The sequence below is a fragment of the Agrobacterium sp. CG160-95 genome, from assembly GCF_053521725.1.
In genome coordinates, this window is record NZ_JBNWDU010000008.1 from 90,607 (window position 1) to 104,387 (window position 13,781).

The 13,781-nt window shown below is 59.8% G+C and carries 15 protein-coding genes; 6 read left to right on the forward strand and 9 right to left on the reverse strand.

Annotated features, from left to right (window positions below; all coding sequences use genetic code 11):
• The first annotated feature begins 7 nt into the window (after window positions 1-7).
• From ACQZ63_RS23285 to ACQZ63_RS23295, 3 genes are all read left to right on the forward strand, one after another.
• On the forward strand, window positions 8-817 hold the full coding sequence (locus ACQZ63_RS23285) for an ATP-binding cassette domain-containing protein (RefSeq protein WP_111802044.1): 810 nt from the start codon (window positions 8-10) through the stop codon (window positions 815-817).
• Between the two features lie 248 nt (window positions 818-1,065).
• Window positions 1,066-1,593, forward strand: a complete 528-nt coding sequence (locus tag ACQZ63_RS23290) for a DUF992 domain-containing protein (RefSeq protein WP_004431668.1) — start codon at window positions 1,066-1,068, stop codon at window positions 1,591-1,593.
• A gap of 93 nt (window positions 1,594-1,686) precedes the next feature.
• Complete coding sequence (locus ACQZ63_RS23295; protein WP_004431671.1) at window positions 1,687-2,097, forward strand: c-type cytochrome; 411 nt, start codon at window positions 1,687-1,689, stop codon at window positions 2,095-2,097.
• Window positions 2,098-2,100: 3 nt separating this feature from the next.
• Here the strand turns inward: ACQZ63_RS23295 and recX are convergent, their stop codons facing one another.
• From recX to ACQZ63_RS23325, 6 genes are all read right to left on the reverse strand, one after another.
• Window positions 2,101-2,691, reverse strand: coding sequence for a recombination regulator RecX (gene recX / locus ACQZ63_RS23300; RefSeq protein WP_013762039.1), 591 nt, complete (start codon window positions 2,689-2,691; stop codon window positions 2,101-2,103).
• Between the two features lie 73 nt (window positions 2,692-2,764).
• A complete protein-coding gene (locus ACQZ63_RS23305; protein WP_111802043.1) occupies window positions 2,765-3,685 on the reverse strand; it encodes an SMP-30/gluconolactonase/LRE family protein in 921 nt (306 codons plus the stop codon).
• Window positions 3,686-3,720: 35 nt separating this feature from the next.
• Window positions 3,721-4,668, reverse strand: coding sequence for an ABC transporter permease (locus ACQZ63_RS23310; protein WP_004431681.1), 948 nt, complete (start codon window positions 4,666-4,668; stop codon window positions 3,721-3,723).
• Entirely contained in the window at window positions 4,665-5,606 is a 942-nt protein-coding gene (locus tag ACQZ63_RS23315) for an ABC transporter permease (RefSeq protein WP_004431684.1), read from the reverse strand. Before ACQZ63_RS23315 ends, ACQZ63_RS23310 begins: the two co-directional genes overlap by 4 nt.
• On the reverse strand, window positions 5,603-7,066 hold the full coding sequence (locus ACQZ63_RS23320; protein WP_111802076.1) for an ATP-binding cassette domain-containing protein: 1,464 nt from the start codon (window positions 7,064-7,066) through the stop codon (window positions 5,603-5,605). Before ACQZ63_RS23320 ends, ACQZ63_RS23315 begins: the two co-directional genes overlap by 4 nt.
• Before the next feature lie 101 nt (window positions 7,067-7,167).
• Window positions 7,168-8,184, reverse strand: a complete 1,017-nt coding sequence (locus tag ACQZ63_RS23325) for an ABC transporter substrate-binding protein (protein ID WP_004431691.1) — start codon at window positions 8,182-8,184, stop codon at window positions 7,168-7,170.
• Between the two features lie 295 nt (window positions 8,185-8,479).
• Here ACQZ63_RS23325 and ACQZ63_RS23330 point away from each other — a divergent pair, with 295 nt between their 5' ends.
• Together ACQZ63_RS23330 and ACQZ63_RS23335 are read left to right on the forward strand one after the other, a co-directional pair.
• On the forward strand, window positions 8,480-9,715 hold the full coding sequence (locus ACQZ63_RS23330) for a GAF domain-containing sensor histidine kinase (protein ID WP_080849858.1): 1,236 nt from the start codon (window positions 8,480-8,482) through the stop codon (window positions 9,713-9,715).
• 1 nt (window position 9,716) lies between these two features.
• Entirely contained in the window at window positions 9,717-10,439 is a 723-nt protein-coding gene (locus tag ACQZ63_RS23335; protein ID WP_004431697.1) for a response regulator transcription factor, read from the forward strand.
• Window positions 10,440-10,442: 3 nt separating this feature from the next.
• Here ACQZ63_RS23335 and ACQZ63_RS23340 read toward each other — a convergent pair whose 3' ends face one another.
• Complete coding sequence (locus ACQZ63_RS23340) at window positions 10,443-11,459, reverse strand: DNA topoisomerase IB (RefSeq protein ID WP_060641902.1); 1,017 nt, start codon at window positions 11,457-11,459, stop codon at window positions 10,443-10,445.
• A gap of 86 nt (window positions 11,460-11,545) precedes the next feature.
• Window positions 11,546-12,775: a PQQ-dependent sugar dehydrogenase gene (locus ACQZ63_RS23345; protein ID WP_333717453.1), complete on the reverse strand. Its 1,230-nt coding sequence runs from the start codon at window positions 12,773-12,775 to the stop codon at window positions 11,546-11,548.
• A gap of 188 nt (window positions 12,776-12,963) precedes the next feature.
• Between ACQZ63_RS23345 and ACQZ63_RS23350 the strand changes: the two genes are divergently transcribed.
• A complete protein-coding gene (locus ACQZ63_RS23350; protein ID WP_004431706.1) occupies window positions 12,964-13,149 on the forward strand; it encodes a hypothetical protein in 186 nt (61 codons plus the stop codon).
• On the opposite strand, the gene ACQZ63_RS23355 is transcribed toward ACQZ63_RS23350, so the two are convergent.
• A complete protein-coding gene (locus tag ACQZ63_RS23355) occupies window positions 13,150-13,776 on the reverse strand; it encodes a class I SAM-dependent methyltransferase (RefSeq protein ID WP_111802041.1) in 627 nt (208 codons plus the stop codon).
• Window positions 13,777-13,781 lie beyond the last annotated feature (5 nt).

Sequence of the window (13,781 nt, forward strand, 5' to 3'; positions counted from 1 at the left end):
GAGAACCATGGGTGAGGCAGCACTTGCCGTCGATTACGACGATATCCCGCTTTTTTCTCTTGATGGCGTCATGATGGAAGTGCCGGGCAGGACATTGCTGCACCCGCTGACGGCAAGTTTTGCGACCGGCAAGACCATCGGTCTGATCGGTCATAACGGTTCGGGAAAATCGACGCTGCTCAAGATTCTCGCACGCATTCAGGAACCGACGGCGGGCAAGGTCTCGTTCGAGGGAAAATCACTCGGCGCCTGGGGCAATCGCGAATTTGCGCGAAAGCTCGCCTATCTGCCGCAATATACGCCGGCTGCTTCCGGCATGCTGGCCAAGGAGCTGGTGGCGCTCGGCCGTTATCCCTGGCACGGGGCGCTCGGGCAATTTAGCAAGGCGGATCAGGAGAAGGTGGAAGAGGCGATCGAGCTTACCGATACCGTCGCTTTCCGCGACCGGCTGGTGGATACGCTTTCCGGCGGCGAGCGCCAGCGCGTGTGGCTTGCCATGCTGGTGGCCCAGAACGCCGAAAGCCTGCTTCTAGACGAGCCTATCTCCGCACTCGACATGGCGCACCAGATCGAAGTGCTTTCGCTGGTTCAGAGACTGTCGCGCGAAAAGGGTCTTGGCGTCATCGTGGTGCTGCATGACGTCAACATGGCAGCACGCTTCTGCGATGAGATCGTTGCGCTTCATTCCGGCCAGCTTATCGCACGGGGAACGCCGCAGGAGATCATGACGCCGGAGACGTTGCAGCGCATCTATGGCGTTCGCATGGATGTCATGACCCATGCCGCCACCGGCTTTCCCGTCGCTCTGCCGCTTTGACATCGTTGCAGCAAAACAACGCCCTGAAGTACTCGCGTTTAACAGGAATTCGACAGGCGTTTCCCGCCCTAACAATGTCTTAATGGCATCCTACCGCCAGTAGACATTGTTAACCGTTTTGCTTTCCTTGCACCCAATTCAGTTGTTTTGGATCGATTTCGGGGAACAAACGTTAACAGTGCGGAATTCAATATCCGGAGAGGGCAATAAGGGCTGCTGCGGGTAGGAATAAAACAGGAGAAAATCAGATGAAAAAGGCTGTTGCCGTAACTTTTGCCGCATTGACGATGGGTCTCGGTGGAACCGTGTCCGCACTCGCTGCCGACCTTGCAAGATATGAGCCGGCTCCGCAGGAGCAGGACGAACGCAATGGCGTCAAGATCGGTTACCTCACCTGCGATATCGGCGGTGGCGTCGGTTACGTAATCGGCTCGGCCAAGGAACTGGATTGCACCTTCCAGTCCACCATGGGCGCGCGTCGCACCGATCATTACACCGGCGCCATCCGCAAGATGGGCGTTGACCTTGGCTTCACCACGCAGGGCCGTCTGGTCTGGGCCGTTTTCGCCCCGACAGCGGGTTACCACCGTGGTTCGCTCGGCGGCCTTTATCAGGGCGCCACGGCTGAAGTGACCGTTGGTCTCGGCGTTGGCACCAACATCCTCGTCGGCGGCACCTCGGGCTCCATCCAGCTTCAGACGGTCAGCGTAACGGGCCAGGTCGGCCTCAACCTCGCCGCAACCGGTACGTCTGTGACGCTCACGGCGATGAACTGATCATCGACGTACTGCCCGGCTTATAACGCCGGGCATTCTGTCGCATGTCAAAAAAACGCCCTCTTCGTTGTCAGACGGAGAGGGCGTTGTATTATGCGGGGCATGATGATCTCGGCATTCAGAACGCTTCCGGCTTCAATGGCTTTTTTCCTCTGTATTGCTGCGCCGGCATTGGCCGAAGGCGATGCGGTGCACGGGGAAAAAGTTTTCAGCCGCTGTTCCACCTGCCACAGCATCGATGCGCCGCGCACCCGCATGGGACCGCATCTGATGGGCGTGGTGGGCAGGCCGATAGCCTCCGTAGCTGGTTACGGCCATTATTCGCAGGCGCTGAAGGATGCCGGTGCCGCGGGTCGGGTGTGGACGGAGGAGGAGCTGCAAAGTTTTATCTCGAGCCCAAAAAAGGCGATCCCTGGAACCTCGATGCGCTTTTTCGGGCTGTGGAGCGAAACGGATATTGCCGATCTGATCGCCTATCTGAAAACGCATCCGATGCCGCAATAACCCTTAAAGCGGTGCTTCCGAAACGATCTCTTCTGCCTCTTCCACCGTCATCGCCATCACCTTCGCGCCGATTTCGAAGCCGAAGCCGTTGCGGGCGAATGCGGAAAATTCCTTCGACTTGCGTTTTTCATCAAGCTCGACACGGCGAAAGGGGCCGAAGGCGCGCTTGCGCGCAAAGATGACGGCCGCCACCAGATCGTTGGTTTCCTGCAGCGCGACTGCGGCCGTTTCCCGATCAATGCCCTTGATCTGAAGTTTTTGCGCAAGCCCGCGCTTCGACTTGCCGCTGCGCTGGCCACTTCGCACGGCAATTTCTGCATAAGCCGTATCGTCGAGCGCCTTGATGCCATAGGCGAAGGTCACGGCGAATTCGCCAAGCGCCTTTATCTGAGCGGGGCTGATATCCTCGAATTTTTCCCGCGCCTTGCGGGTGATCGCATCGCGCAGCTGCTTTTCCGTCATCATCCGCTGTTCCAGCCGGTAGAGAGCGGAATTGCGCGCCCATGACAGCATGCGGCTGGTGGGTTCGATGGCCTGCGTTTCGCCATCCAGTGCCATGTCGTCGGTCAGGAAGGGGCTGGAATCATCGTTCATCCCGCTTTTATAGCGCAGCGAAGCCGTCTTGCCAGTTCCCGTCTGCTACATGCCCTCCGGTTTTTCCAGCGTATCAGGGCGTCTGCGCGCCGGTTGCGGCGACGTAGACTGAATAGAGCGATTTCGTTGCGGTGATGAACAGGCGGTTTTTCTTCGGGCCGCCGAAGGTGAGGTTTGCGACCGTCTGCGGCACCTTGATCTTGCCAAGCAGCGTACCGTCAGGCGAAAAGCAGTGCACGCCATCGCCGGCACTGGTCCAGAGATTGCCCGCTGTATCCAGACGGAATCCATCAGGCAAGCCATTGTCGAGATTGCAGAATTCCCGGCCGTTTGTGAGCTTCACGCCGTCCACGACATCGAAAACGCGGATATGGCGTGGGCGGGATACATCATGGCTGTAGGAACTGTCTGCGACATAGAGCTTGGTTTCATCAGGCGAGAAAGCCAGACCGTTTGGCTGCACGAAGTCATCGATGGCGATCTTGATTTCACCGGTTGCGGGATCGAGCCGGTAAACATTGCGCGTCTTCTGTTCGGGTTCCGCCTTGTAGCCCTCATAATCGGAAAGAATGCCGTAAGTGGGGTCGGTGAACCAGACGCTGCCATCGGATTTCACCACCACGTCATTAGGTGAGTTCAGCCGCTTGCCGCCGTAGCTGTCGGCAAGAACGGTGATCGAGCCGTCGACTTCGGTGCGGGTGACGCGACGGCCGCCATGTTCGCAGGAAACCAGCCGTCCCTGCCGGTCGCGCGTATTGCCATTGGTGAAGTTGGAGGGTTGGCGGAATACCGAAATCCCGCCATCCGGCACCCAGCGCAGCATGCGCTCATTGGGAATGTCGCTGAACAGCAGGCAGTTCAAATCGGAAAACCACACCGGGCCTTCCGCCCAGCGGCAGCCGGAATAAAGCTCTTCCAGTTCCGCATTGCCGACAATCAGAAGGCGGAAGCGTTCATCGTGAATTTCGTAAGGGGAGGCATTGTCTGTGGTCATGAGCGTGGTCCGCTTGAGGGCTTTTCGTTCGGGGTTCAGCGTGTGGCCTTGGGGCCGCTTGCCAGAAGAATCACGGAAATGATGATGAGGCCGGTGAGGATGAGGCGGATGCCCGCGCCGAAACCATAGGTGTTCAGCATCGAGACCACCAGGAACATGAACAGCGAAGCGCCCCAGATACCGGGTACGTTGGAATCGCCGCCCGCAACCGCCGTGCCGCCGATCACCACCACCGCGATGGACATCAGCAGATATTCCGATCCCATGTTGAGTGCTGCGCCGCCGGAGAAGCTGGCGAGCAGATAACCCGCGATCGCCGCCAGTACCGCGCAGAGCACATAGGTGACGAAGCGTGCTCCATCCACTGGAATGCCGGTCATGCGGGCGGCGAAAGTGCTCTGGCCGATGGCGGAAATCCAGCGTCCGTAAAAGGTGCGGTCGAGCAGCAGCCAGGCGATGACCGAGAGGACAAGGGCGACGAGGGCAACATTCGGAATGCCGAGAGAGCTCGACGTGGCAAAGGTGGCCAGTGTTTCCGGCGGCTTGATCCGCAGGCCGCGGTTGGACCAGATGGCGATGGACTGCACGATGAAGCTCATCGAAAGCGTCGCGATGATCGGTGGGATGCGCAGAAGCTTGATCAACGTATAGTTGCCGATGCCGATGGCGATGCCGATCAGGATGGCGATCAGCAATCCCGGCAGGATGAGACCATCGGACACATCCATGAATTTGAGCGCCAGTGTGCCTGATAGCGTCATCGTGGCGGGAACGCAGAGGTCGATATTACCAGGCCCGAGCGTGATGACGAACATCTGGCCGATGCCGACGATCACGGAAAAGGCTGCGAAGGTCAGCGCTGCGTGCGACAGGCCGAAGGAGCTGGCGCCGCCGGTGAACATGACGGTAACGATCCAGACCGCAGCCGTTGCGGCGAACGACCATATCCATGGTTTTTTCGAGAGAGACGAAAGCCCGTTCATTGGTTTTTCTCCCGCTTTTCGAGACGGTTGAGCAGGATACGGAGCGCCAGCACGATGATGAGGATCGCCCCTTGCGCGCCGATCTGCCAGTCCGGCGAAATGCGCATGAAGGACAGGAACGAGCCGGCGAGGGTGAGCGTCAGCGCGCCGATGACAGCACCGATGGGCGAGACCCGACCGCCGACGAATTCGCCGCCGCCCAGAATAACGCCGGCAATCGACAACAGCGTGTAGCGAAGCGCGATATTGGCATCTGCCGATGTCGTCAGCCCGACGAGCGCTATGCCCGACAACACCGCGAAGAAACCGGCCAGCGCGAAGGTGGCAGCACGTATGCCGATGACCGACCAGCCGGAGCGCTCGACGGAGCGGAAGTTACCGCCGACGCCGCGCATCAGCACGCCGAAGGAGGAGCGCATGACGATGTAGTGGGCAACGACCGCAATCACGATGCTGGCAACGATGGCAATTGGCACGAGCGGCGGTTTTGCCGTCATCAGCGCCCGGATGAAGGCTGGCGCCTGGCCGCCGGGTGAGGGGAGGATGAGGACGGCAAGGCCGCCCCAGACAAAGCTCATGCCAAGCGTGACGACGATTGAGGGCAGGGCGCGGATGTGGATGATGGCGCCCAGCATCGCATAAACCGCAATCGCACCGGCGAAGATCGCGATACCGAGCAGTGGCGTCGTTTGCAGGAAGGTGGCGGTGACGCAGGCGCAGAAACTGACGAAGGTACCCATCGACAGATCGAGATCGTTGACGGACATGATCAGCATCTGCGCAATGGTGGCAAGTGCAATCGGCACCGCCAGATTGAACAGCAAGTTGAGTCCGTTATAGCTCATGGCGCGCGGCTGCATGTAAAAGACGGCGGCGAGCAGGAAGGCGAGCGAGGCGGCGGGAATGATGAGACGAAGGGCACTGGCGGAGAGTTTCATGCGTGGTCCTCTCCGGAAAAGGAAGCGGCCAGCACATTCTGTTCGGTGATGTCCTCTCCCACCAGTTCCGCCTGAATGGCGCCGTCGCGGAAAACATAGACCCGGTCGCAAAGGCGGATTTCATCCATCTCGGTGGAGTACCAGATGAAGGTGCGGCCGTGGGAGGCTTCGGTTCTCAAGATATCGTAGACCTCCTGTTTGGTGCCGATATCGACGCCACGCATCGGGTCGTCCATCAGCACGGTGCTGGCCGTGGTGGCGAGCGCGCGGGCGAAAAGCACCTTCTGCTGGTTGCCGCCGGAGAGCGAAAGGATTTTGTTGCCCATGTCGGGCGTGCGGATTTCGATGCGCTTTTTCCACTGCGCGCCAAGCTCGGTTTCCTTGCCCCTGTCCACCATGCCGGCGGATGAAATATCCCGCAGCGAGGCGATGGAAAGGTTTTTGAGGATGCTCCACAGCGGGAAGGTGCCGTTCAGACTGCGATCACCCGCCACGAAGGCGATGTCGGTCTTGCGCGCGGGCAGCCAGCTGCTGTTGCGGGCAAGGTAGAGATCGAGTAGCGCTTCGGTCTGGCCGTGGCCGCCGAGACCGGCAAGGCCGATGATTTCACCGCGGAAAGCCTCGAAGGCGAGGCCTTCGCCCCGGCGCGCCGGCATCGAAAGCACCTTCTCTCCCGCCTTGCGGTTTTCGCCCTTTTGCCTGTCCTGTTCCTTGACGACGCTGCCCATGGCTTCCACCAGCGTGCGCGTCGTGAACTCGCCCGCTGCCCGATCAGCGACCACTTGGCCGTCCTTCATCACCACGATGCGGGTTGCCGTCGACAGAATCTCGCCGAGAATATGCGAGATCAGCAGCACGGAGCCGCCGGTGCGCACGAAACTGCGAACATAATCCATCAATTGTTCCGCAAGACCGGCATCGAGCGAGGAAGTCGGTTCATCGAGGATCACCAGTCTCGGCGCATCCGGGGTTCGACAGAAATTGATGGCGATTTCTACCATCTGCCGCTCGGCGATGGAGAGTTCCGCGATCGTCAACTCGCAATCGATACCGTGGCCGGGAAAAATCTCGTCCAGCGTATGCCGGATCATGGTGAGGGCACGTCCGCGCCAGTTCCGCCCGTTCATCGCGGCATGCATGATGCGGACGTTTTCGCTGATCGTCAGGTTCGGGCAGAGCGACAATTCCTGAAACACGCAGCGAACGCCGCTGGCGCGTGCTGCCGCGATGCCTTGACGGCCTTGTTCGCCGCGATAGGAAATGGACCCCTCATGCGGCGTCAGCCCGCCATTGATGACGTTGACGATGGTGGATTTTCCCGCACCGTTATGGCCGACGAGCCCCAGGCATTCGCCCGAACGGATGACGAGATCGGCCCCATCAAGCGCCCTTACCGCGCCGAACACGACCTTCACGCCGCGCGCGGCAACGACTTCTTCCGCCTCGATGATGTCATTCATGAGCATTCACGCCAGTGATCTGAAACTTGGATAATATAGGTGGCAGTTGCGGCGCCCGTTCAGGGAGCGCCGCAATCGCTTGTGTCCGGAAATCATCCGGCCTATTTGGCGGAGGCGATGGCCTTCTGGGCGTCTTCCTGTGAATATTCCACATTCGCGACGCCGCCCTTCTGGGTGTTCTTGAGGTTTTCCTCAAGATTGCCCTGATCGATGCGCAGGAAAGGTACGGTCAAATCCTTTTTGACATCCTTGCCGTCGAGGATTTGCTGCGCCACCCAGAAAGCGAGCGTGGAAACGCCGGGGGCGATGGAGACCGACATGGTCTCGTAGCCGCTGGCATCCTTCTGCTGCTTCCACCATTGCAACTCGTCTTCGCGGTTGCCCATGACGATGGTGGGTGTCGGGCGCTTGGCGGCGGCAAAAGCCTGTGCTGCACCGTAACCGTCACCGCCCTGCGTCACGACTGCCGCAACTTCGGGAAGGCTCGGCAGAATGCCGGCGACAGCGCGCTGTGCGACGTCCTGCGCCCAGTCGCCATTGACCGAACCGACAATCTTGAACTGCGGGTTCTTGGCGACGGCGTCGACGATGCCGGCATGGATTTCATCGTCCACCGAAACGCCCGCGAGGCCGCGGATTTCGAGCAGGTTGCCACCCTTCGGCATCGCCTTGGCGAGATAGTCGATCTGGCTTGCGCCCATCGCCTTGAAATCCACGGCGATACGCCAGGCGCAAGGCTCGGTGACGATGCCATCGAACGAGACGACGGTAATGCCGGCGTCACAGGCTTCCTTGACAGCACCGTTAAGAGCGGTGGGCGAGGCGGCGTTGATGACGATGGCGTCGTAACCCTGAAGAATGAGGTTCTGGATCTGCGCCGCCTGTTCGGTCGCCTGATTTTCGGCTGTCGTGAAGGCGTCAGCGGCAGCGACCTGCTTGTCTGCAACTGCCTGCTTGGTGATTTTGTCCCAGCTCGTCAGCATTGCCTGACGCCAGGAATTGCCCGCGTAATTGTTCGAAAGCGCGATTTTTTTAGCCGAGGTATCGGCGTGAGCGGTGATCGGCAAAGCTGCGCATGCGACAGCGGCCGATGCCAGAAGCATCTTTCTGAAAGCCATTGATTTTCCTCCCTGGTGGCTTGCCCTTTTTGAGCTCGGAACCCGCTTTCCCGCAAATCTCCTAGGCGGCAGGCGGAATTCCTTTGCACTGGAGCTCCTTTCCCCAGTAAAAGCGAGAATGACCAAGAAGGTTTGGCTTGTACAGGCGGATAACGGCAATCTTCCTGCGGGTTTCCGCAGAAACGATGCGGGAACCCGCAGGACGAAACGCCACCGCCGGGCGCAGAATAGCCGATACGGGGCAGGTCGCGCCGCCACAAGTTGACAAGGCAGGCGCTTGGGAGGGTGTCCGCACATGCTGGATACGCCGAAAAGCGCTCTTTTCCATCACTACATGGGCATTTCGCGGCTGCTCGCCGGGCAGCTCGAATTCAACGCCATCATTCAGGCGGTCGCCACCGAAATCACCCATATCATTCCTCACGTCCACATGGATGTCTGCATCAAGCAGCTGGATGACAAATTTCACATCGCCTATGAAAGCGGTCTGGCAAGCGCCTGGAGCCGCCAGCCGCCCGCCCTTCTGTCCGGCAGTCCCATCCGTTCCGTGCTCTCGGGCGAGGTGGAATATCTTTTGAGCGGCGATGCCTGCGTCGATCCGCGCTTCCATTTCGAAGGCGCATTTTCCAGCCCGATCATCGAGCTTGATCTGCATAGCCGCCTGCACGTGCCGATGAAGGTGCATGGCGACATTATCGGCGCGCTCAGTTGCTCCTCGCACCAGTCGGATGCCTATACGATGGAGGATGTCGCCAATGCCCGCGCGGTTGCGGATTTGCTGGCGCCCTATTTTTACGCCATCCGCGCCGCCGAACAGGCCAAACGGTCTGCGATCGAGGAGGCGCGCGCCAATGCCCGCGAGGAGGGGTTGCGGCTGGGTGCCCTGCAATTGACCGAAGCGCTGGAGGCCGAGCGACAGCGGATCGGCATGGATTTGCACGACCAGACGCTGGCGGACCTGACGCGGCTTGCACGGCGCATCGAGCGGATGAGCCACGCACCGGACGTGTCGGGCGAGATGCTGGAACCGGTGGTGCGCAGCCTGCAGCACTGCATGCAGGATCTGCGCGAGATCATTGAGGAGGCGAAACCCTCCATCCTGCAATTGTTCGGCGTCGTGCAGGCCATCGAGACCTATGTGGATCGCTCCGTGCGCGACAGCGGCTCTTCTATCGACTGGTCGGTTACGGACGAGACGGACGGGCTTGTTGAGACACTCGATAAGACCGTTGCCATTTCGCTGTTCCGCATCGTGCAGGAGGCGGTCAACAACGCCATCCGTCACGCGCAGCCGGAAACGATTGCGGTGACACTGTCGTTAACGGATGGCGGGTTGCGGGTGACCGTGAGCGATGACGGTAGCGGCCGTGGCGAGGGGGCTGTCTCTGGTGGACTAGGCATCGGCAACATGAAAACGCGGGCACGGCTGATTTCAGCCAGATTCGATATTGGTGGCAATGGCAAAGACGCTGGAACCCGCATTACCGTGACGTTGCCGGAAGGCGCTTTCGACCGGCGGGAGGAAATATGACATGGATGTGCTGATCGTTGAGGACGATGCGCTACACCGCGCCTATCTGAACGAGGCGGTGAGAGCCGCCCTGCCGGAATGCGACAAGGTGCTGGAGGCGGCAAACGGCAGAACCGGCGAAAAGCTGGCGCGGGAAAACCGCGCCGCCCATATCGTCATGGATTTGCAGATGAACGAGCGCAACGGCATAGAGGCGGCGCGCACCATCTGGAAGGAGCGGCCGGACACCCGCATCCTGTTCTGGTCCAACTATTCCGACGAGGCCTATGTGCGCGGCGTTTCCCGCATCGTGCCCGAAGGTGCTGCCTATGGCTACGTGCTGAAATCAGCATCTGACGACCGGTTGAGGCTGGCGTTGCGCAGCATCTTCATCGAGGCGCAATGCGTGATCGATCGGGAAGTGCGCGGCCTACAGGAAAAAAGCCTTGGCAAGGCGCATGGCTTCACCGATTCCGAATATGAAATCCTTGTTGATGTTGCGCTGGGCCTGACGGACAAGGCGATTGCTCGCCGCCGTAACCTTTCGTTGCGCAGCGTGCAGAACCGGCTTCAAAGCCTCTACGAAAAGCTGAACGTCCATCAGGCGGCCGGTGATGACGAGGCGGAAGGCCGTTATAATCTTCGAACCCGCGCCGTCACCGTCGCTTTCCTGCGCAAGCTGTTGAATTACAGCGCGCTCGAAAGGGCCGAGCGGGAATTGGGCGAATGGGCGACTGGCCGCTGATTATCACGGCAGGAAGGCAAGCAGACGTCTTTCATCGGCCCTGAGGCCCGAGACCGGCTTTGCGCCAACCTTCAGAATACGGCCAAGCTTCTTCTGCGCCTTCTCCTCCGTTGCTATATCGAGAACGGCGGGATGTACGTAGCTCTTGCGGCAAATGGCGGGTGTGTTGGACAGTTCCGTCGCCGCTGCCTGACACATACCCTTGATGCTGGGTTTTTCACCCGCAGCCACATGTTCCATCGCATGACAGAAGGCCGCAAGTGTTCCGCCCCAGGTACGGAAAGTCTTGGCGGAAATGCCTTGTCCGCCGACGCGGGAAAGATAGGCGTTGAGATCGCTTGAATCGACGGAGTGAACCCGGTTTTCACTGTCCTGCCAGACAAACAGCTCCTTGCCGGGCAGATCGGCGATTTCCTCGAGGATTTTTTGAAGGCGCGGGTGGCGCAATTGCCGCTTCACCTTCTGCCCGCCCTTGGCTGCAAAGCGCAGTTCGATTGTCTCGCCGAAGGACACGTGGCGCTTGAGCAATGTGGTTGCGCCATAGGTACCGTTGGTTTCGAGATAAGAACGGTTGCCGACGCGTAGATAGGCGGCATCGAGAAGCAGCGTCAGGGCCGCCAGTGTCATGTCCTGACCGTGATCCTGTTTTGCAATGTCAGCCATGGCGCGTCGCCGGATGGCAGGCAGCGCCTTGCCGAAGCTTTTCAGCTGAAAGAACTTCGTCTCACCGCGCAATGCGTGCCAGTCGGGATGGTAACGATATTGCTTTCGCCCGCGCGCATCAAAGCCCGTTGCCTGCAAATGCCCGGATGGGTCGATGCATATCCAGACATCTTTGTAGGCAGGCGGGACACCGAGCGATTTGATGCGCTTCAACTCCACGTTATCGGACAGAAGTTCGCCGCCCGGCAACCGGTAACAAAAACCGCGCCCGCGCCTTTCTCGGGCTATGCCCGGCTCCTGATCGTTGACATAGGCAAGTCCGATTTTGGCAAGAAGGCGGGTGGGCGGTTGTGGCATCGTTTTTTCCGGCAGGTTTAAGGTTGCAGGAAACGAGAAACAGGCCGCCTTCGTTCCGGCGGCCTGCTGTTCCGGTCATGACTTTCTCAGCCGGCCTTGGCGATCCGCAAAATTTGCGAGTTGCCGCCGCCGCGCTCTTCGGTCACGGCATAGACGGCGCCATCCGGACCCACTTTCACATCACGAATGCGCGCTTCCAGCGGCAATCGGCTTTCCGTCGCAACCTTGTCTCCGTCAATGTGCAGGATGACGAGGCCCTGGCTCACCAGACCGCCTACGATGAAGGCTCCCTTCCACTCGGAAATCTGGTCGGCGTCGTAAAAGGCCATGCCGGACGGGCCGATGACGGGGTCCCAATAATAAACCGGCTGTTCCATGCCTTCCTTGGCGGTGGCACCTTCGCCAACGGACCGACCGCTATATTCGACACCGTAGGTGATGACCGGCCAGCCATAATTGAGGCCCGCCTTCGGCAGGTTCATCTCATCGCCGCCTTTCGGGCCATGTTCCACTGTCCAGAGCCTGCCCTGTCCATCCAGTGCTGCCGACTGGAGGTTACGGTGGCCATAGCTCCATATCTCGGGGAGGGCGTTCTGCTGGCCGGCGAAGGGGTTGCCCTCGAAGGCCTTGCCTTCGGCATCAATGCGGAAGACCTTGCCAAGCCCGCTCGACAGGTCCTGCGCCTGCACACGCGGCGTTGCGTCTGAACGTTCACCGACGGTGACGTAGAGCTCGTTGTTCTGGCCGAAGACGAGGCGGGAGCCGAAATGCTTATCGCCATCATAGGTCGGCATCTGGCGGAAGATCACCGAGACATCTTCCAGTTTTGCTGCTCCACCCTCTTCGGTCAACTTGGCCGATGCGACGGAGGTGCCGTTGCCGCCATCCCGGGGCTCGGAAAAAGAGAAGAAGATTTTACGGGAGGTTTCGAAATCGGGAGCCAGCGCGATGTCGAGCAGACCGCCCTGTCCGTCGGACGCCACCTCCGGCACGCCTTCGATCGCTGGGCCAGCTTTGCCGTCTGCGACGATGTGAATTGCGCCTTCCTTGGCCGCCACGATCATGCGGCCATCGGGCAGGAATTCCATCGACCAGATATGCGGTAGGTCCTCGGCAATGACGGTTTTTTCGACATCCGGCTGAGTGGCGGCTTGCGGCGCACGGGTCTGACCCTCGAAAGCCGGTTTCTGATCCGGCGCATTGGGCCGTTTCGTCTCGACTGCCGGGGCGGTCTGTGCGTGGGCGGCGCTGGCAAGTGGTACGGCCAGCAGCGCGAATAGCATCGTCGAACTCAGAAATCGGTTGTTGCGGAACATGGGTCTCCCTTCCTTTGTCTGCATCAGGCAGAGAACCATTTGGGGAGGAATTCGTTTCTTGCGATAGTTTCAAGAAAACTTGATGAGGCCGTGTACGGGCGGCATCCTCTTTTTTCATCCATGTAAACTTACAGGGAACCGCAAACCCGCGCCTACGTTTTCACCCTGGTTACACGGAGGGCGCCGCCATGCAGATCATCGACAATAAGAACATAGACGGGAACAGAGCCAAGCCAATTCTCAATGTTGCGGAGTTTTGCCGCCGTTACCGGCTGGACAAGGCCGAGGAGACACGGTTGAGAAGGCTGTTCGGAGAATTCGCATCCCGGCACGAGCTTTTGATGAACGCTCAGCGCAAGCCGAACTTCCGCTGATCATTCCTCCGGATCTAGAGATTTTCCGAAAATCATGAAGACATCATATCGGGTGTTCTTTCCCACTATCTGGTGCGAAGGCTTGCGAATGCCGGGCATAGGTTCGGCGCGCAGAGGCCATTTTAGAACCACCCGCTTTGTCGCATGTTCAAGCGCAGCCTCCATCAGCTCTACCTGATCGGGATCGGATCCCACCAGTTCCCGCAGCACCCGCATTTCCTTTTTCACCAGCGCCGAGTTGTGGCGCGGCGGATGCATGGGATCGACGATCACCACCTCCGGTGAAAGTTCTTTCAGCAGAAGCCGGGAATCGCCCTGCAGCAGCGTCATGCGGGAGGCAGCCTCGGCATAGGCTCCACCCGCCTCCAATGCGCGGCGAATGCCGTCAGCAAGGTGGGCGTGCATACCGGGTGAACGCTCTATCAGCGTAACTTCGGCTCCGAGTGACGCCAACAGAAAGGCGTCGCGCCCGAGCCCTGCCGTGGCATCGACGATTTTTGGCGTGCGGCCTTTGGTGAAGCCCGCGGCCTTCGGCAGAGCCTGTCCGCGCCCCTCGCCGGAGCGGAAACGGTGACCGACCGCACCGCCAACAAAATCCACCACGAAGCTTTCGTCTTGTTCTTTCATCGCAG

Excerpts from the sequence above, each read along its gene's own strand:
- ACQZ63_RS23285 (WP_111802044.1), top strand. The coding sequence starts at position 8 with ATGGGTGAGGCAGCACTTGCCGTCGATTACGACGATATCCCGCTTTTT.
- ACQZ63_RS23290 (WP_004431668.1), top strand. The coding sequence starts at position 1,066 with ATGAAAAAGGCTGTTGCCGTAACTTTTGCCGCATTGACGATGGGTCTC.
- ACQZ63_RS23295 (WP_004431671.1), top strand. The coding sequence starts at position 1,687 with ATGCGGGGCATGATGATCTCGGCATTCAGAACGCTTCCGGCTTCAATG.
- recX (WP_013762039.1), bottom strand. The coding sequence starts at position 2,691 with ATGAACGATGATTCCAGCCCCTTCCTGACCGACGACATGGCACTGGAT.
- ACQZ63_RS23305 (WP_111802043.1), bottom strand. The coding sequence starts at position 3,685 with ATGACCACAGACAATGCCTCCCCTTACGAAATTCACGATGAACGCTTC.
- ACQZ63_RS23310 (WP_004431681.1), bottom strand. The coding sequence starts at position 4,668 with ATGAACGGGCTTTCGTCTCTCTCGAAAAAACCATGGATATGGTCGTTC.
- ACQZ63_RS23315 (WP_004431684.1), bottom strand. The coding sequence starts at position 5,606 with ATGAAACTCTCCGCCAGTGCCCTTCGTCTCATCATTCCCGCCGCCTCG.
- ACQZ63_RS23320 (WP_111802076.1), bottom strand. The coding sequence starts at position 7,066 with ATGAATGACATCATCGAGGCGGAAGAAGTCGTTGCCGCGCGCGGCGTG.
- ACQZ63_RS23325 (WP_004431691.1), bottom strand. The coding sequence starts at position 8,184 with ATGGCTTTCAGAAAGATGCTTCTGGCATCGGCCGCTGTCGCATGCGCA.
- ACQZ63_RS23330 (WP_080849858.1), top strand. The coding sequence starts at position 8,480 with ATGCTGGATACGCCGAAAAGCGCTCTTTTCCATCACTACATGGGCATT.
- ACQZ63_RS23335 (WP_004431697.1), top strand. The coding sequence starts at position 9,717 with ATGGATGTGCTGATCGTTGAGGACGATGCGCTACACCGCGCCTATCTG.
- ACQZ63_RS23340 (WP_060641902.1), bottom strand. The coding sequence starts at position 11,459 with ATGCCACAACCGCCCACCCGCCTTCTTGCCAAAATCGGACTTGCCTAT.
- ACQZ63_RS23345 (WP_333717453.1), bottom strand. The coding sequence starts at position 12,775 with ATGTTCCGCAACAACCGATTTCTGAGTTCGACGATGCTATTCGCGCTG.
- ACQZ63_RS23350 (WP_004431706.1), top strand. The coding sequence starts at position 12,964 with ATGCAGATCATCGACAATAAGAACATAGACGGGAACAGAGCCAAGCCA.
- ACQZ63_RS23355 (WP_111802041.1), bottom strand. The coding sequence starts at position 13,776 with ATGAAAGAACAAGACGAAAGCTTCGTGGTGGATTTTGTTGGCGGTGCG.